This window comes from [Actinomadura] parvosata subsp. kistnae (assembly GCF_900323885.1).
GTDB classification, from domain to species: domain Bacteria; phylum Actinomycetota; class Actinomycetes; order Streptosporangiales; family Streptosporangiaceae; genus Nonomuraea; species Nonomuraea composti.
The window spans coordinates 845,291-860,836 of the sequence record NZ_OOHJ01000022.1; the positions used below are offsets into that span (position 1 = coordinate 845,291).

Below are 15,546 nucleotides of genomic sequence, written 5' to 3' on the forward strand. Positions count from 1 at the left end.
TGGATCAGCCCAGTGTCTGGATCAGCCCAGTGTCTGGATCAGCCCAGTGTCTGGATCAGCCCAGTGTCTGGATCAGCCCGATTTCTGGATCAGCTCGTGCAGCCGGTCGGCGGCGGCGACCGCGAACCGGGGCTGGTTGATGTCGTCGTCGCTGTCCACCACCTGGACGCCGGTGCCCGCCACCGCTTCCGTCACGGCATCGAAGCAGGCGGCGGCGGCCGCGGGGTCGTGGAACGGGCCGCCCTCGACGTCCACGGCGGAGACGCCGCCGCGCGGCACGAACAGCGCCACCGGACCTGTGGCGGCGGCCAGCTTGGCGCCGATCTGCCGGCCGATCGCGGCGCACTCCTCCGCCGTGGTGCGCATCAGCGTCACGGTCGGGTTGTGCACCAGCAGCCGCCGCCGCGCGAACCGCTCGGGGACGGTGTCCATCGGCCCGAAGTTCACCATGTCGACCGCGCCCAGGCTGACGACCTGCGGCACGCCGGCGGCCCCGGCGGCGGACAGGCGGTCGGGCCCCGCCGACAGGACGCCGCCCACCAGCTCGTCGGCCAGCTCGGTGGTGGTCAGGTCGAGCACGCCGGCGAAGTAGCCGTCCCTGATCAGTGCCTCCATGGCGCGCCCGCCGGAGCCGGTGGCGTGGAAGACGACCACCTCGTAGCCCAGCTCCTCCAGCCGGGCCCGGGCGGCGGTCACGGCGGGCGTGGTCACCCCGAACATCGTGGCGGCGACCAGGGGCCGGTCGTCGCGCGGCGCCTCGCGGCGGCGCGCGTCGCAGGCGGCGGCCATCGCGGCGATCGCCGCCGCCGCGTTGCCGAGGATGGGGCGGGAGATCGCGTTGACGCCCGCGACGTCGACGACGCTGTACATGAGCGTCACGTCGCTCTGCCCGACATACGGGGAGACGTCGCCGCTCGCCATCGTGGAGACCAGCAGTTTGGGCACCCCGACGGGCAGCGCGGCCATGGCGGCCGCCGCGATCGAGGAGCCGCCGCTGCCGCCGAGCGCCAGCACGCCGCTCAGCCGGCCGCGCTCCCACAGGTCTCTGGCGAGCCGCGCGGCACCGTCGGCCATGACGCGCAGGGCGGCGCCGCGGTCGCCGTCGCTCCTGAGCCGCGCCAGGCTCGCCCCGCCCGCCTCGGCGACGACCTGCGCCGGCACGTCGGCGACCAGCGCGGGATCGCCCGCGCCGGGATCGCCCGTCACGCCCGCGCCGGGATCGCCCGTGACCCCCGCGCCCGGCTGCGCGGGATCGCCCATGACGCCCGCGTCGAGCAGCACCACCTCCTGCCCGGCCGCCGTGACGAGGTCACGCACGTAGGCGTACTCCGCGCCCTTGGTGTCGAGGGTCCCGATCAGTAACACGGCCATGACCGCTCCTCCTCCGGGTTCGCCGCCACAGTGCAGCCTTTGCCACAGTGCAGCCTCCCCCGCGGTGCGGGCCGTCACGCCTCTCAGGGCACGTGAGCCTTGATGGCCACACTGGTCAGGGCGAGCAGCAGCGCCAGGTCCGGCTCGGCGTCGACGTACACCGCCACCCAGGCCCGGTCCTCGCACGCCTGCACCTGCTCGCACGTGCTCAGGTAGGGCCGCAGCCGGTCGATGGCCGGGGCGGTCAGGCGCACCTGGATCTCGTCGGCGCCGCTGAGCCGGACGATCTCGGTGCCGCTCACGGCGAACGTCGTGCCGCGCCGGCCGTCGCGCGCCGCGAGCGCGGGCCACGACCGCAGCTCCGCCACCGCTCGGGCCACGTACGGCCCCCGACGTTCAGCCTCCCGCCGCCAGGCGGTCATCCCTGCCACACCTCCATGCTGAGGGATGCGCGTACGCGGCGTCATGGTCCGTTCCGCAACCGTTATCGGGCGTGCACGATCAGCCAGATGGCCACCGCCGTCACGCTGCCGGAGCGGTTGCCGATGATGTGCGGGCGGCTGCACGGGAACGTGACCGAGTCGCCCTCGGCCAGGGTGACGGCCTCCGACTCGAACTCGATCGTCAGCTCCCCCGCCGTCACCGTGCCGACCTCGTACCCCTCGTGCCGCAGGAACCGGCCGTGAGCGGTGGAGACGGCGTGCGGCGGATAGGTGGACTCGAAGAACTCGACGTCGGGCGTGGGGCCGGGCGACAACCGCCGGAACGTCACCCCGCCGCCGAGCCGGATCGGCGCCACCTGCCCGGCCCGCCGCACGGCGAGCTCGGGAGCCGGCTCCCGCTCCCCGGCCGGGCCCGGCGCGGGCCCGCGCTCCTCCCGCGGGTCGAACACGGCGGCCAGCGGCACCCCGATGGCCGAGGTGTAGGCGATCAGCCGGCTCACCGAGGGCCGCATCGTGCCCCGCTCGATCTGCGACACGGCGCTGGCCGAGATGCCCAGCTCGCGGGCCACCGCCCGCAGCGACTTGCCGGAGCGGGCGCGCAGCTCCCGCAGCCGGCGGCCGAGCCGCTCGCCGCTGACCGCCTCCAGGTCCTCCATGGCTCCTTCACGGGGTGTTAACACGGACGCAATGCGCGCCCTCGAACCCAGGTGTTAAGTGATGACTTAACACCGTCCGGCGACCTACCCCCCAAGGATGCCGCAGATGACACAGCCCACCGTCGCCCCCGCCCCTTCCTACGACCCCCGGCTCACCAACGAGGATCTGGCCCCGCTGCGCGAGCAGACCTGGTCGTCGTACAACATCTTCGCCTTCTGGATGTCCGACGTGCACAGCGTCGGCGGCTACGTGACCGCGGGCAGCCTGTTCGCGCTCGGCCTGGCGAGCTGGCAGGTGCTGTTCGCGCTGCTGGCCGGCATCGTCATCGTCAACGTCTTCTGCAACCTGGTGGCCAGGCCGAGCCAGGTGACCGGGGTGCCGTACCCGGTGATCAACCGCGCCGTCTTCGGGGTGCTCGGCGCGAACATCCCGGCCATCGTGCGCGGCGCGATCGCGATCGCCTGGTACGGCGTGCAGACGTACCTGGCCTCGCAGTCGCTGATCATCATCTTCCTCAAGTTCTGGCCCGCCACGGCGGCGCTGAACGAGCCGAGCTTCCTCGGCCTGTCCGTGCTCGGCTACCTCTGCTACGCCATCCTGTGGGTGGCGCAGGCGGCGGTGTTCTGGCGCGGCATGGACGCGATCCGCCGGTTCGTGGACTGGGCCGGGCCCGCCGTGTACGTGGTCATGGTCGTGCTGGCCGGCTACCTGGTCAGCCAGGCGGGCTGGGAGAACGTCAGCCTGGACCTGTCGCAGGGGCGCAGCCTCGGGTTCGCCGAGTCGATCCCGGTGATGCTCAGCGCGATCGCGCTGGTCGTGTCGTACTTCTCCGGGCCGATGCTGAACTTCGGGGACTTCTCCCGGTACGGGCGCTCGTTCCGGGCCGTCAAGCGCGGCAACCTCCTCGGCCTGCCGGTCAACTTCCTGTTCTTCTCGCTGCTGACGGTGATCACGGCCTCGGCCACCGTGCCGGTCTTCGGCGAGCTGATCACCGATCCGATCCACACGGTGCAGCGCATCGACACGCCGTTCGCGATCCTGCTGGGCGGGCTGACCTTCGTGATCGCCACGGTCGGCATCAACATCGTGGCCAACTTCATCTCACCGGCCTTCGACTTCTCCAACGTCAGCCCGCAGCGCATCAGCTGGCGCACCGGCGGGATGATCGCCGCGGTCGGGTCGGTGCTGCTGACGCCCTGGAACTGGTACGGCAACCCCGACGCCATCCACTACACGCTGGGCCTGCTCGGGGCGCTGATCGGGCCGCTGTTCGGCATCCTGATCGCCGGTTACTACGTCTGCGCGCGGCAGCGGGTGGCGGTGGACGAGCTGTTCACGCTGGACCCGGGCGGGCGCTACTGGTTCGACCGGGGATACAACCGCAACGCCGTGTGGGCCATGGTGCTCAGCGGCGTGCCCGCCATCGCCTCGGTCCTGGTGCCGAAGCTGGTCACGGCCGCCGGCCTGGCGTGGATCGCGGACTACAGCTGGTTCCTGGGCTGCGGGCTCGGGTTCGTGGCGATGGTCGCGCTGGAGCGCCGTACTCCGCGGATCGTCCCCGCATGACCCACGTCCGCGTGATCAATCCGAACACCGCCCTGGCCATGACCGCCGCCATCGGCCGTCGCGCCAGGGCGGTGGCGTCCCCGGGGACCCTCGTCACGGCCGTGAGCCCGGCCATGGGGCCCGAGTCGATCGAGAGTCACTACGACGAGGCGCTGGCCGTGCCGGGGGTGCTGGCCGAGATCGCGGCCGGCGAGCGGGAGGGGGTGGACGCGTACGTCATCGCCTGCTTCGGCGACCCCGGCCTGGACGCCGCCCGCGAGCTGGCAACCGGCCCCGTGATCGGTGTCGCGGAGGCCGCCATGCACGCCGCCACGCTGGTCGGCCGGCGCTTCAGCGTGGTGACCACGCTGGCCAGGACGACCGGCCGGGCCTGGGAGCTGGCCCACCGCTACGGCTTCGCCGCCGCGTGCGCGGGCGTGCACGCCTGCGACGTCCCGGTCCTGGCCCTGGAGGAGCCGCCGGCCAGGAAGGCGGTGATCGAGCTGTGCGCGGCGGCGCTGGAGCGGGACGGGAGCGACGTGATCGTGCTGGGCTGCGCGGGCATGGCCGATTTCTGCGCGGAGGTGTCACGGGTCACGGGGGTGCCGGTGATCGAGGGGGTGGGCGCGGCGACCCGCTTCGCGGAGTCGCTGGCGGCCCTCGGCCTGCGGACGAGCACCCGCGGCGAGTACGCCCGGCCGCTGCCCAAGCGTTACTCCGGTTTACTGCGCGATTTCACGATCTGACCGTCACGTATTGACTCGTTCCGCAGGTTGGGGATACCGTCGGCCCATAACTAAAAGGAAACTTTCCTAATAGTTTCCTAGGCATCCCACCCCCCATACACCCCCCAACGGATGTCGGAGCATCATGAGACACACCATCCTGAGCAAGGTCCTCGCCGGGCTGGCGGCGTTATCGCTGCCGCTCACCGCGGCCGTCATCGCCCCGCCCACGGCCGCCGCCTCCACCGTGCGGCTCGCCGCCGCCGAATGGGCGGCCTGGACGGCGTACGCGGCGGGCGCGCGCGTCACGTACAACGGCGTCGAGTACGAATGCGTGCAGGCCCACACCTCCCAGCCCGGCTGGGAGCCGCCGAACGTACCGGCCCTGTGGAAGCTCGCGACCGGCGGCGGCACCGACACCACCGCGCCGAGCGTGCCCGGCAACCTCCGCTCGACCGGCGTCACCAACACCAGCGTCAGCCTCGCCTGGGACGCCGCCACCGACAACGTCGGCGTCACCGGCTACGAGATCTACCGCGGCGGCACCCTCGTCACCACCGTCACCGGCACCACCCACACCGACACGGGCCTGAGCGCGAACACCGCGTACAGCTACACCGTCCGCGCCCGCGACGCCGCCGGCAACCGCTCCGCCAACAGCGCCGCGGTCACCGCCACGACGACGGGCGGGGGCGGCACCGACACCACGCCGCCGAGCGTGCCCGGCAACCTGCGCTCGACCGGCGTCTCGAACACCAGCGTCTCCCTCGCGTGGGACGCCGCCAGCGACAACGTCGGCGTCACCGGCTACGAGATCTACCGCGGCGGCACCCTGGTGACGACCGTCACCGGCACCTCGCACACCGACACGGGCCTGTCCGCGAACACCGCGTACAGCTACACCGTCCGCGCCCGCGACGCCGCCGGCAACCGGTCCGCCAACAGCAACACGGTCACCGCCACGACCACCGGCGGCAACGGCGGCGGCGGCAACAAGGTGCTCGGCTACTTCGTGCAGTGGGGCGTCTACCAGCGCGGCTACCACGTCAAGAACATCGACACCAGCGGCTCCGCGGCCAAGCTGACCCACATCAACTACGCGTTCGGCAACGTCCAGAACGGCCAGTGCACGATCGGCGACAGCTACGCCGACTACGACCGCTTCTACCAGGCGGGCGAGAGCGTGGACGGCGTCGCCGACACGTGGGACGCCGGCGCGCTGCGCGGCAGCTTCAACCAGCTGCGCAAGCTCAAGAAGAAGTACCCGCACCTGAAGGTGCTCTTCTCCTTCGGCGGCTGGACCTGGTCCGGCGGCTTCGGCCAGGCCGCCCAGAACCCGGCCGCGTTCGCCGACTCCTGCTACAAGCTGGTCGAGGACCCGCGCTGGGCGGACGTGTTCGACGGCATCGACATCGACTGGGAGTACCCGAACGCCTGCGGCCTGACCTGCGACACCAGCGGCCCGGCCGCGTTCAGGAACGTCATGTCCGCGCTGCGCTCCCGCTTCGGCTCCGGCAACCTCGTCACCGCCGCGATCACCGCCGACGGCACCGACGGCGGCAAGATCGACGCGGCCGACTACGGCGGCGCCGCCCAGTACGTCGACTGGTACAACGTCATGACCTACGACTTCTTCGGCGCGTGGGCGGCGCAGGGCCCGACCGCCCCGCACTCGCCGCTCACCTCCTACTCCGGCATCCCGATCGCCGGCTTCCACTCCGACAGCGCCATCCAGAAGCTGAAGAGCAAGGGCGTGCCGGCGAGCAAGCTGCTGCTCGGCATCGGCTTCTACGGCCGCGGCTGGACCGGCGTCACCCAGGCCGCACCCGGCGGCACCGCCACGGGGCCGGCGCCGGGCACGTACGAGCAGGGCATCGAGGACTACAAGGTCCTCAAGACGCGTTGCCCGGCCACGGGCACGGTCGCGGGCACCGCGTACGCGTTCTGCGGCAACCAGTGGTGGAGCTACGACACGCCGGCCACGATCGGCGGCAAGATGAGCTACTCGAAGAACCAGGGCCTCGGCGGCGCGTTCTTCTGGGAGCTCAGCGGCGACACCACGAACGCCGAGCTGCTCACGGCCATGAAGAACGGCCTGGGCTGACCTCGTGAAAGACCGGGGCCGGCCCTCCGCGCCTGGGGGCCGGCCCCTTCGTCTCAGCCCAGCTCGCGCAGCTGCTCGGCGGTCAGCTTCACGGTGGAGGCTCCCAGGTTCTCCTCCAGGTGCTCGATCGACGACGTGCCGGGGATGGGCAGCGTCATCGGGCTGCGGGCCAGCAGCCAGGCCAGGCTGACCTGCGACGGCGTCGCCCCGACGGCCTTGGCCACGTGCTCCACCGGGCTGTCCGGGCCCGTCAGCGCGCCCTTGGCGACCGGGCTGTAGGGGATGAAGACGATGCCCTGCTCCGTGCAGTGGTCGAGGACCGGGTCGGAGAAGCGGTTGCTCAGGTTGTAGCGGTTCTGGACCGAGACGATGTGCGTGACGCGCCGCGCCTGCTCCAGCTGCTCCACGCTCACCTCCGACAGGCCGATCTCGGCGATCTTGCCTTCGTCGCGGAGCGCGCCCAGCTCGCCGACCTGGTCCTCCAGCGGCACCTGCGGGTCGACGCGGTGGAGCTGCAGCAGGTCGAGCCGCTCGACGCCGAGCCTGCGCAGGCTCATCTCGACCTCCTGCCGCAGGTACTCGGGCCGCCCCACGGGGTGCCACTGGCTCGGCCCCGTACGGACGAAGCCGGCCTTGGTGGCGATCAGCAGGCCCTCCGGGTACGGGTGCAGGGCCTCGCGGATGAGCTCCTCGTTGACGTACGGGCCGTACGAGTCGGCCGTGTCGATGAAGGTGACCCCCAGCTCGACCACCCGCCGCAGCACCCGGACGGCCGCGTCGCGGTCGGCGGGCGGCCCCCAGACGCCCGGCCCCGTCAGGCTCATGGCGCCGTAGCCGAGGCGGTGCACGGTCTTGCCGCCGATGGCCAGCGTGCCGGTGGACGGGAGCGAAATGGACATGTGGTTCCTCACCTCGACTTGCGACGTTCCAGGTCCGTGATGCAACGGATACGTGCTCTCTCTTCCCTACCACGCGACCCATGAATACGTTTCGGGGCATCTGCGCTTTTTGACCTGGTTCACCCTCCACGTTCCGAGGAGCAGCATGAGGTCCCGCTTACGTCAAGGAGTCGTCGGCGCCGTCACCACGGCGGCCCTGGTCCTGTCGCCGATCGCCCTCGCCGGGCCGGCCGACGCCCACGGCGGCAAGGATCCCGCACACAAGCTCGTCAAAGCCGTCTCAGGCAAGAACGTCAAGAAGCATTTGTGGGCGTTGCAGGCCATCGCCAAGGCCCACGGCGGCACCCGCGTCTCCGGCACCCCCGGCTTCGACGCCTCCCGCGACTACGTGGCCGGCAAGCTGCGCCGCGCCGGGTACGACGTCACCATCCAGCCGTTCGAGTTCACCTTCGACGGCTACGTCACCCCGCCCGTGCTCAAGCGGACCAGCGGGGAGCAGAAGACGTACACGTACGGGTTCTTCAGCGACTACGTCGCCATGCAGGACTCCCCCGCCGGAGCCGTCAGCGGCACCCTCCAGGCCGTGGACCTCGTGCTGCCGCCGGGGCCGGCGGCCAACTCCTCGTCCTCCGGCTGCGAGGCGAGCGACTTCGCCGGCTTCACCGCCGGCAACATCGCGCTGATGCAGCGCGGCACCTGCAGCTTCCGCATCAAGGTCGACAACGCCATCGCCGCCGGCGCCTCCGCCGCCATCGTCTTCAACGAGGGGCAGGACGGCCGCACCGAGATCGACCTCAACCCCACCCTCGGCGGGCCCGGCGTCACCATCCCCTCCTTCTTCACCAGCTTCGCGGTCGGCAACGAGCTCGCCGCCACCGCCGGCACCACCGTCCAGATGAACTGGGACCCCATCGTCGAGACCAGGACCACGTACAACGTCATCGCCGAGAGCAGGAAGGGCGACCCGGACAACGTCGTCATGCTCGGCGCCCACCTCGACAGCGTCCAGGAGGGTCCCGGCATCAACGACAACGGGTCGGGCAGCGCGGGCATCCTCGAAGTGGCGCTCCAGATGGCCAGGACCAAGCCGAAGAACAAGATGCGCTTCGCGTTCTGGGGGGCCGAGGAATTCGGGCTGCTCGGCTCGCAGCACTACGTCGACAGCCTGTCCGCCGAGGAACGGGCCAGGATCGCGCTCTACCTCAACTTCGACATGATCGCCTCGCCCAACTACACGTTCGGCATCTACGACGGCGACGGCGACGCCTTCGGCACCGCCGGGCCTCCCGGGTCGGACGTCATCGAGGAGGACTTCGAGAAGTTCTTCGCCGGCCGCGGGCTGCCGTACACGGCCACCGCCTTCACGGGACGCTCCGACTACGGCGCGTTCATCGCGGTCGGCATCCCGTCCGGCGGGCTGTTCACCGGGGCCGAGGTGCGCAAGACCGAGGAGGAGGCGGCGATCTTCGGCGGAACGGCCGGCATCCCGCTCGACCCCTGCTACCACAGCGCCTGCGACACGATCCGCAACATCAACGACCGGGCGCTGGACGTGAACGCGGACGCGATCGCGATGCTGGCGGGCACGTACGCGTTCGCCACCGGCACCATCGGCACGGCCGCACCGGCCCCGGCGGCCCGCGCCGCCGCTGAGGCGCACCCGCACCACCCCGCGGACTCGGCGAGCTGACCGCCGCCGCGACCCGCGCCCGACGAGCACGGGCGCGGGCCGCTCAGGGGTGCTCGTCCTGGGGCAGCGTGCGTCTGCGGACGAGGGCGACGGCCAGGGCGGCGAGCAGGGCGGCGGCCGGGAGGAGGAAGGCCGGGCCGCCGCCGTACCGGTCGCCGAGGGGGCCGGCGAGGGCGGCTCCGACGGCGCTGCCGATCTGGCCGACGGTGGTCAGCCAGCCGTACAGCTCGGCGGCGCGCGGCCCGGCGGCCATGGCGGTGAGGTGGTCGCCGGTGGCCAGCCACGGGGCGAGGGCGACGCCGAACAGGGCGATCGCGACGGCCATCGCCGGAACCGTGCCGGGCAGGGCCAGCGGCAGGGAGGTCGCGGCGAGCGTGCCGAGCAGCCACAGGTAGCGGTCGCGCTGCGCGCCGCGCGGCCCGCGTACGGCCAGGGCCAGGCCGCCGGCGAGGCTGCCGATCGACCAGAGCGCGACCAGCAGCCCCGCCTGGTGCGCGGCGCCGGCGTGGGCGGCGAAGGCGGGCAGGAGCACCCACATCGCCCCCATGCAGATCCAATACGCGAGGTAGGTACTGCCGAGCGTCCGTACGGCGGGCAGGGCGACGAGGGACGGCCCGGCCTGGACGGGCGGGCGCGGGACGGCGGGGGTGACCGCGAGCCCGGCGGCCAGGGCGGCGGCGCCCGCGAGCGCACTGGCGACGAGCGCGGCGGGCGCCCCGGCGAACGCCGCCCAGCCGGTCACCCAGAGGGGCGAGGCGATGTAGACGGTCTCGTTGGCGACGGCGTTGACGGCATACGCCCGGCCCGAACCCGCCTCGGACGCGGCGGCCCGCCGGTGGTCGCCGCCGCCCGCACCCGTCCTGGCCAGGGCTTTGGGGGTGACGAGGTGCGGGAGCATCGAGCGGAGGCTGCTGGAGAGGGGCGGCGTGCACAGGCCGCACAGCGCCGCCGTGGCGACGACCGGCACGAGGCCGTGGGCGGCGGCGAGGGCGAGCTGGGTGGTGAGGAAGAGGGCGCCGGACAGGAGGAGGACGGGCCGGTCGCCGAAGCGGGACAGGGCGCGCGACCACCAGGGGGCCGACACCGCCATGCCCGCGGCCGCCGCCCCGCCGGCGAGGCCGGCCGCGGTGTAGCCGCCCGCCTGCTGGGCGGCCACGAGGGAGATGAGCAGGGGCCGCATCGCCACGGGGAGCTGGGCCGCGTTGTAGGAGACAATCAGCCCGAGAACGCGTACATTCATTAGTGATGAATGTTCAGGAGAAGCAGGTGGCAAACCTGCTGGGCGCATCCGCCCTGCTCGTGGCGGGTGTCGTGCGCGACGCGGTGACCGGCGCGGTCGGGGCGGGCGGCGCGCTGGCGGAGGCGCTGATCGCGATCAAGGACCAGCCGGGCCGCACCGCCGACTGGCTGGGCACGGTGCTGGGCATCTCCCAGCCGGGCACCGCCCACCTGGTGCGCCGGTTGACCGAGCAGGGCTGGGTCGTGCGGGGCAGCCAGGGCCGCGCGCGCCCGCTGCGGCTCACCGCCGAGGGTGAGCGGGTGGCGGCGCGGGCGCTCGCGGCCCGCCAGTCCGCCCTGGAGGAGCTGGTCGGGCGGCTGACGGATGAGCAGCGCGAGCACCTGGTGTCCATCGCGGCGGCGCTGCTCGGGCCGGAGGCGCGCAGCGAGCATCGGCTGGCCGGCCTGTGCCGCCTGTGCGACCGGGGAAGTTGCCCGGAGTGCCCGGTGTACGACGGCTGGCGCCGGGCGAGTTGCTCCGGCTAGGAGGTGGTGCGGGGCTGGTGGCCGTAGCGGACCGGCTCGGGGCCGTTGAGGCGGACCTCCGGGTCGGGCATCGCCTGCTCGCGCCCCGCCCGCGCCCGCGCCGGCTCGATGACGGCCGTCGTGCCCTCGGCCTCGAGGATCCGCCGGACGAGGCGGTCGCGCAGCCCGGCGGCGACCCCGGCGTGCGAGCCGTACCCGGCCAGATTGACCAGCTCGTACGGATCGTGGTCCAGGTCGTACAGGGCCTGCTCGCGGTAGGCGGGCGCGGCGGGGTCGTCCCAGGGGTGGGCGTCCTCGGCGACGGCGTAGTACTTCCACCGGGACGTGCGGATCCCGCGCCCCACCTCCGACTCGCTCACCTGGAAGAACACCTCCTCGGGCCACGGGCGCCGCGCGGGTCGCGCACCAGCGGCAGGAACGAGCGGCCCTGCATCTCGGCGGGCACGGGCAGCCCGGCGGCCTCCAGGAGCGTGGGCGGCAGGTCGAGGGTGCTGACGGGGCGGGAGATGGCGCCGCCGCCGTCGAAGCCGGGGCCGCGCAGCGCAAGCGGCACGCGCAGGGACGCGTCGTGGCAGGAGCGCTTGTACTCGCCGTTGCGGGTCTTGAAGTGGTTGCCGTGGTCGGAGGTGTAGGCCACGATCGTGTCGTCGAGGAGGTCCATGCTGCGCAGGGCGTCGAGGAGCCGCCCCAGCCCTTCGTCGAGCCGCTTGACCTGCCCGAGGTAGCCGCCCATGTGCTGGTGGGCGGTGCCGCCGAGGGCGGCCAGGTCGGGCGGCATCCAGGTGCCCTGGTAGCGCTGCTCGTAGCCGTCGGGGGCGGGGTAGTCGTCCACCTCGTTCTGGTGGTGCGGCTCCAGGAACGACAGGAACAGGTAGAACGGCTCGCCGGCGTGGTCGGCCACGAAGCGGACGGCGGCGTCCACGAGCGCGTCGGAGCGGTAGCCGGGCAGCAGGACGGGCTCGTTCGCCTCGTCGTAGACGATGGTGCGGTACGCGTCGGAGGTGTGCTCCAGGGCGTTGGCGGCCAGCCACGAGCGGTAGCCGCCGCGCCGTTCCTCGGGCACCGGCTCGGTGCCGGCCAGGTGCCATTTGCCGATGTAGCCGGTGGCGTAGCCGGCCGCGCCGAAGTGGTGGGCGAGGGTGCGCTCCTCGGGGGGCAGCACGCGGCCGTTGCGGTAGACGCCGGTCGTGGTCGGGTAGCGGCCCGTCTGGAGCGCGGCGCGGGCGGGCGCGCACACCGGCTGCGGGGTGAGCGCGACCGTGGCCTGCGTGCCGTGCCTGGCCATGCGGTCGAGGTTGGGGGTGAGGGGGCCGACGGTGTCCCACCGCTGCTGGTCGGTGAAGACGACGATCACGTTCGGGCGCAAAGCGGAAGGCTCCTTATTTCAGACCGGTCAGGGCGATGCCCCGGACGAAGTATCGCTGGGTGAGGACGAACAGGACGGCGGTGGGCACGAAGAGGATCACGGAGCCGGCGGCCGTGAGGTGCCAGAGCGTGAAGTACTCCTGGTTGAACAGGGTGAGCCCGACGGGGATGGTGCGCATCTCGGGCGTGGAGGTGGCGACGAGCGGCCAGAGGAACTCGTTCCACTGGAAGACGAACGTGAACAGGCCGAGCACGGCGAGCGCCGGCCGGGTCTGCGGCAGGATGACGCTGCGGTAGATGCGCAGCTCGGAGGCGCCGTCGATGCGGGCGGCGCTGATCAGGTCGTCGGGGATGGGCTGGATGAACTGCCGCATGAGGAAGATCCCGAACGCGTCCATGAGGAACGGGGTGATGAGCCCCTGATACGTGTTCAGCCACCCCACGTTGGCCATGAGCACGTACAGCGGGATCATCCGCACGAAGAACGGCACCATGAGCGTGGCCAGCAGCGCCACGAACAGCGTGTTGCGCAGCGGGAAGCGGAACTTGGCGAAGACGTACCCGACGAGCGGGTCGAACACGAGGTGCGCCAGCGTGATCGCGCCGGCCACGACGAGGCTGTTGACGATGAAGTCGCCGAACGGCGCCCGCCGGAACAGCTCGGCGTAGTTCCCCCATTGGGGCGATGCGGGCACCAGCACGGCGTCGGCCGACAGCGTCTCCGCCTCGGTCTGCAGGGAGAGCGAGAGCATGTAGAGCAGCGGCACGACCGTGATCAGCGAGGCCAGCCCGAGCAGGGCGTAGAGCAGCCCTCTGCGCATCAGTACGTCACCTCCGAGCGCCGCCCCGCCCTGAGCTGGACCAGCGTGAACGCGACGATGACGATCAGCAGCAGCACCGACTGGGCGGAGGAGTAGCCGAAGTCCCTGGTGCGGAAGGCGACGTTGAAGATGTGGAAGACGGACAGGTCGGTGGCGTCGCCGGGGCCGCCGCCGGTGATGATGTACGCCTGCCCGAACGCCTGCAGCCCGGAGATGACCGCCATCACCGACACGAACAGCGTGGTCGGGGCGAGCAGCGGCAGCGTGATCCGCCAGAAGCGGCGCCAGGCGTCGGCCCCGTCGATCTTCGCGGCCTCGTGGTAGGTCTCGGGGATGCCCTGGAGCCCGGCCAGGAACAGCACCATCGTGTAGCCGACGCTCTGCCAGAGGGTGACGGCGGCGATGGTGAGCAGCGGCGCGGTGTTGAGCCACTGCTGGGCGGGCAGCCCGAGCGCGAGCAGCACCCGGTTGAGCACGCCGAGCTCGGGGTCGAGGATGTTGCGCCACAGCAGGCCGACGATCGCGACGGAGGTCAGGTACGGCACCAGCAGCACCACCCGGAAGACGACCCGGCCCTTGAGCGGCTGGTCGATGGCCAGCGCCAGGGCCAGGCCGAGCACGATCGAGCCGATCACCACGATCACCGAGAAGCCCGCCGTGACCAGGAACGAGTGCCGCACGGCGGGGTCGGCCAGGGCCTGGGTGTAGTTGCCGAGGCCCGTCCACTGGTCGGCCATCGGGCCGGTGCGGAAGCCGGTGGCGACGACGTTGCCGATCGGCAGGTAGAAGAAGGCGGCGAAGAACAGGATCGCGGGGAGCAGGAACAGGTACGCGGTCCTGGCGTAGCGGCCCTGGAGCGTGCCGGGCCGGAGCAGGCGCCTCACTTGAGGAAGCCCTCCGCGGCCTTGACGAAGCTCTCCATCGCCTCGGCGGCCGGCTGGTTCTGGATGAGCACCTGCTGGTACATGACCTTGAGCTGCTCCTCCCACTTGCCGAGCTGCCCGGTCAGGCGCACCTGCTGGGAGGAGTCCTGAGCGGTGGGCAGGGCGTCGGCGAAGACCTTGGTGATCGGGTCGGACTGCACCTCGGGCAGCTCGGCCCACGACTTGCGGGGCATGAGCATGCCGGTCTCCTTGGTGGCGGCCTGCTCGACCTGGAGGGTCGTGACGCGCTTGATGAAGTCCCACGACAGCTCGGGCCTGGCGGCCTTGGCGGGGACGAACATGCTGACGCCGGCCGCCTGCGTGGCGGCGGTCCTGTTCTTCAGCGGCGGCGCGACGCCGAGCTCGATGTCGGGGCTGGTCTTCCTGATCGGGTCGAGGTCCCACGGGCCGGTGAGGATCATCGCGGCGCGCTTGGCGGAGAACAGCTTCTGCGGGCCCGAGTAGTCGGTGCCGGCCGTCGGCACGGGCGCCACCTTGTGCTTGTGGACGAGGTCGGCCTGGAACTGCAGGGCGGCCACGGCGTCGGCGCGCGGCTCCATGACGGCCTTGGTCTGCAGGTCGTAGGGGGTGACGCCGGCCTGCACGAGCCATGGCCACATGTAGGTGAAGTCCTGGTTGAGCGCGACGCCGTACACGCCGTCCTTGGTCAGCTTCCTGGCCGCGTCGAGGAACTCCTCCCACGTCGTGGGCGGCTCCACGCCGGCCGCGGCCAGCATGCCCTTGTTGTAGAACAGGGTGTTGCAGGTCAGGTGGAGCTGCACGCCATACACCTTGCCCTGGTAGGAGTTGCGCTCGACGGTCACCGGCTGCCAGTCGGAGGGGAAGCCCATGGCCTGGCCGTCGCGGTCGACGAAGTCCTGCAGCGAGCGCGCGTTGCCGGAGACGGCGAACTCCTGCACCCACCCGCCGGGCTCCTCGACCAGGTCGGGCACGGTGCCGGCGGCGAAGTCGGCCAGCAGCCTGGTCCGCAGGTCGGGCCACTGGTACTTCTGCAGGTTGACCTTGACCCGGTTGGCCTGCTCGAACTCGGCGATGACCGTGCGGTACGCCTGGTAGTCGTGCCCGGCGTTCCAGTAGACGGTGAAGGTGCCGGGCGCGGTGGCCTGGGTGGCGGGCGCGCCCGCGCACGACGACAGGATCGGGACGGCGGCGGCGGCCCCGGCGAGGCGGAACAGGTCTCGGCGTGAGGGGTGGGAAGACATGCGGGGGTTCCCCTTT

General features: G+C 71.9%; 15 protein-coding genes. 5 read left to right on the forward strand and 10 right to left on the reverse strand.

Features of this window, described 5'->3' with window-relative positions; all coding sequences use genetic code 11:
• Window positions 1-72 precede the first annotated feature (72 nt).
• The 3 genes from KIS93_RS46580 to KIS93_RS46590 all read right to left on the reverse strand — a co-directional run bounded on the left by KIS93_RS46580 (window position 73) and on the right by KIS93_RS46590 (window position 2,470).
• Window positions 73-1,371 carry a Tm-1-like ATP-binding domain-containing protein gene (locus KIS93_RS46580; RefSeq protein WP_080041711.1) on the reverse strand — a complete coding sequence of 433 codons (1,299 nt, stop codon included), beginning with the start codon at window positions 1,369-1,371 and terminating at the stop codon, window positions 73-75.
• Between the two features lie 83 nt (window positions 1,372-1,454).
• Window positions 1,455-1,793, reverse strand: a complete 339-nt coding sequence (locus KIS93_RS46585; protein ID WP_155128320.1) for a luciferase domain-containing protein — start codon at window positions 1,791-1,793, stop codon at window positions 1,455-1,457.
• 62 nt (window positions 1,794-1,855) lie between these two features.
• Window positions 1,856-2,470, reverse strand: coding sequence for a helix-turn-helix domain-containing protein (locus tag KIS93_RS46590; RefSeq protein ID WP_080041713.1), 615 nt, complete (start codon window positions 2,468-2,470; stop codon window positions 1,856-1,858).
• 106 nt (window positions 2,471-2,576) lie between these two features.
• Here KIS93_RS46590 and KIS93_RS46595 point away from each other — a divergent pair, with 106 nt between their 5' ends.
• From KIS93_RS46595 to KIS93_RS66385, 3 genes are all read left to right on the forward strand, one after another.
• Window positions 2,577-4,037 carry an NCS1 family nucleobase:cation symporter-1 gene (locus KIS93_RS46595; RefSeq protein WP_222107900.1) on the forward strand — a complete coding sequence of 487 codons (1,461 nt, stop codon included), beginning with the start codon at window positions 2,577-2,579 and terminating at the stop codon, window positions 4,035-4,037.
• Window positions 4,034-4,762, forward strand: a complete 729-nt coding sequence (locus KIS93_RS46600) for an aspartate/glutamate racemase family protein (RefSeq protein ID WP_080041715.1) — start codon at window positions 4,034-4,036, stop codon at window positions 4,760-4,762. The genes KIS93_RS46595 and KIS93_RS46600 overlap by 4 nt, the downstream gene beginning before the upstream one ends.
• Window positions 4,763-4,886: 124 nt before the next feature.
• The gene (locus KIS93_RS66385; protein WP_080041716.1) at window positions 4,887-6,845 is read left to right on the forward strand and encodes a glycosyl hydrolase family 18 protein; all 1,959 of its coding nucleotides are present in this window, start codon (window positions 4,887-4,889) and stop codon (window positions 6,843-6,845) included.
• 53 nt (window positions 6,846-6,898) lie between these two features.
• On the opposite strand, the gene KIS93_RS46610 is transcribed toward KIS93_RS66385, so the two are convergent.
• Entirely contained in the window at window positions 6,899-7,744 is an 846-nt protein-coding gene (locus KIS93_RS46610; protein WP_080041717.1) for an aldo/keto reductase, read from the reverse strand.
• A 145-nt stretch (window positions 7,745-7,889) separates the two neighbouring features.
• Here KIS93_RS46610 and KIS93_RS46615 point away from each other — a divergent pair, with 145 nt between their 5' ends.
• Entirely contained in the window at window positions 7,890-9,434 is a 1,545-nt protein-coding gene (locus KIS93_RS46615; RefSeq protein ID WP_080041718.1) for a M28 family metallopeptidase, read from the forward strand.
• A 43-nt stretch (window positions 9,435-9,477) separates the two neighbouring features.
• Here the strand turns inward: KIS93_RS46615 and KIS93_RS46620 are convergent, their stop codons facing one another.
• Window positions 9,478-10,674 (reverse strand): MFS transporter, encoded by a 1,197-nt coding sequence (locus tag KIS93_RS46620; RefSeq protein ID WP_080041719.1) that lies wholly within the window; start codon window positions 10,672-10,674, stop codon window positions 9,478-9,480.
• A 5-nt stretch (window positions 10,675-10,679) separates the two neighbouring features.
• On the opposite strand from KIS93_RS46620, the gene KIS93_RS46625 reads away from it, so the two are divergent.
• Window positions 10,680-11,198: a MarR family winged helix-turn-helix transcriptional regulator gene (locus tag KIS93_RS46625; protein ID WP_155128322.1), complete on the forward strand. Its 519-nt coding sequence runs from the start codon at window positions 10,680-10,682 to the stop codon at window positions 11,196-11,198.
• Here KIS93_RS46625 and KIS93_RS63900 read toward each other — a convergent pair.
• Genes KIS93_RS63900 through KIS93_RS46645 form a run of 5 tightly spaced genes read right to left on the reverse strand, consistent with a single transcriptional unit; the run spans window position 11,195 to window position 15,530 of the window.
• A complete protein-coding gene (locus tag KIS93_RS63900; RefSeq protein ID WP_222107901.1) occupies window positions 11,195-11,557 on the reverse strand; it encodes an alkaline phosphatase family protein in 363 nt (120 codons plus the stop codon). The two genes, KIS93_RS46625 and KIS93_RS63900, sit on opposite strands and share 4 nt — an antisense overlap.
• Window positions 11,554-12,564: a sulfatase-like hydrolase/transferase gene (locus KIS93_RS46630; RefSeq protein ID WP_222107902.1), complete on the reverse strand. Its 1,011-nt coding sequence runs from the start codon at window positions 12,562-12,564 to the stop codon at window positions 11,554-11,556. The genes KIS93_RS63900 and KIS93_RS46630 overlap by 4 nt, the downstream gene beginning before the upstream one ends.
• 13 nt (window positions 12,565-12,577) lie before the next feature.
• Window positions 12,578-13,384 carry a carbohydrate ABC transporter permease gene (locus KIS93_RS46635; protein WP_080041721.1) on the reverse strand — a complete coding sequence of 269 codons (807 nt, stop codon included), beginning with the start codon at window positions 13,382-13,384 and terminating at the stop codon, window positions 12,578-12,580.
• Window positions 13,384-14,268 (reverse strand): carbohydrate ABC transporter permease, encoded by an 885-nt coding sequence (locus KIS93_RS46640; RefSeq protein WP_080041722.1) that lies wholly within the window; start codon window positions 14,266-14,268, stop codon window positions 13,384-13,386. The genes KIS93_RS46635 and KIS93_RS46640 overlap by 1 nt, the downstream gene beginning before the upstream one ends.
• Window positions 14,265-15,530 carry a sugar ABC transporter substrate-binding protein gene (locus tag KIS93_RS46645; RefSeq protein ID WP_080041723.1) on the reverse strand — a complete coding sequence of 422 codons (1,266 nt, stop codon included), beginning with the start codon at window positions 15,528-15,530 and terminating at the stop codon, window positions 14,265-14,267. The genes KIS93_RS46640 and KIS93_RS46645 overlap by 4 nt, the downstream gene beginning before the upstream one ends.
• Window positions 15,531-15,546 lie beyond the last annotated feature (16 nt).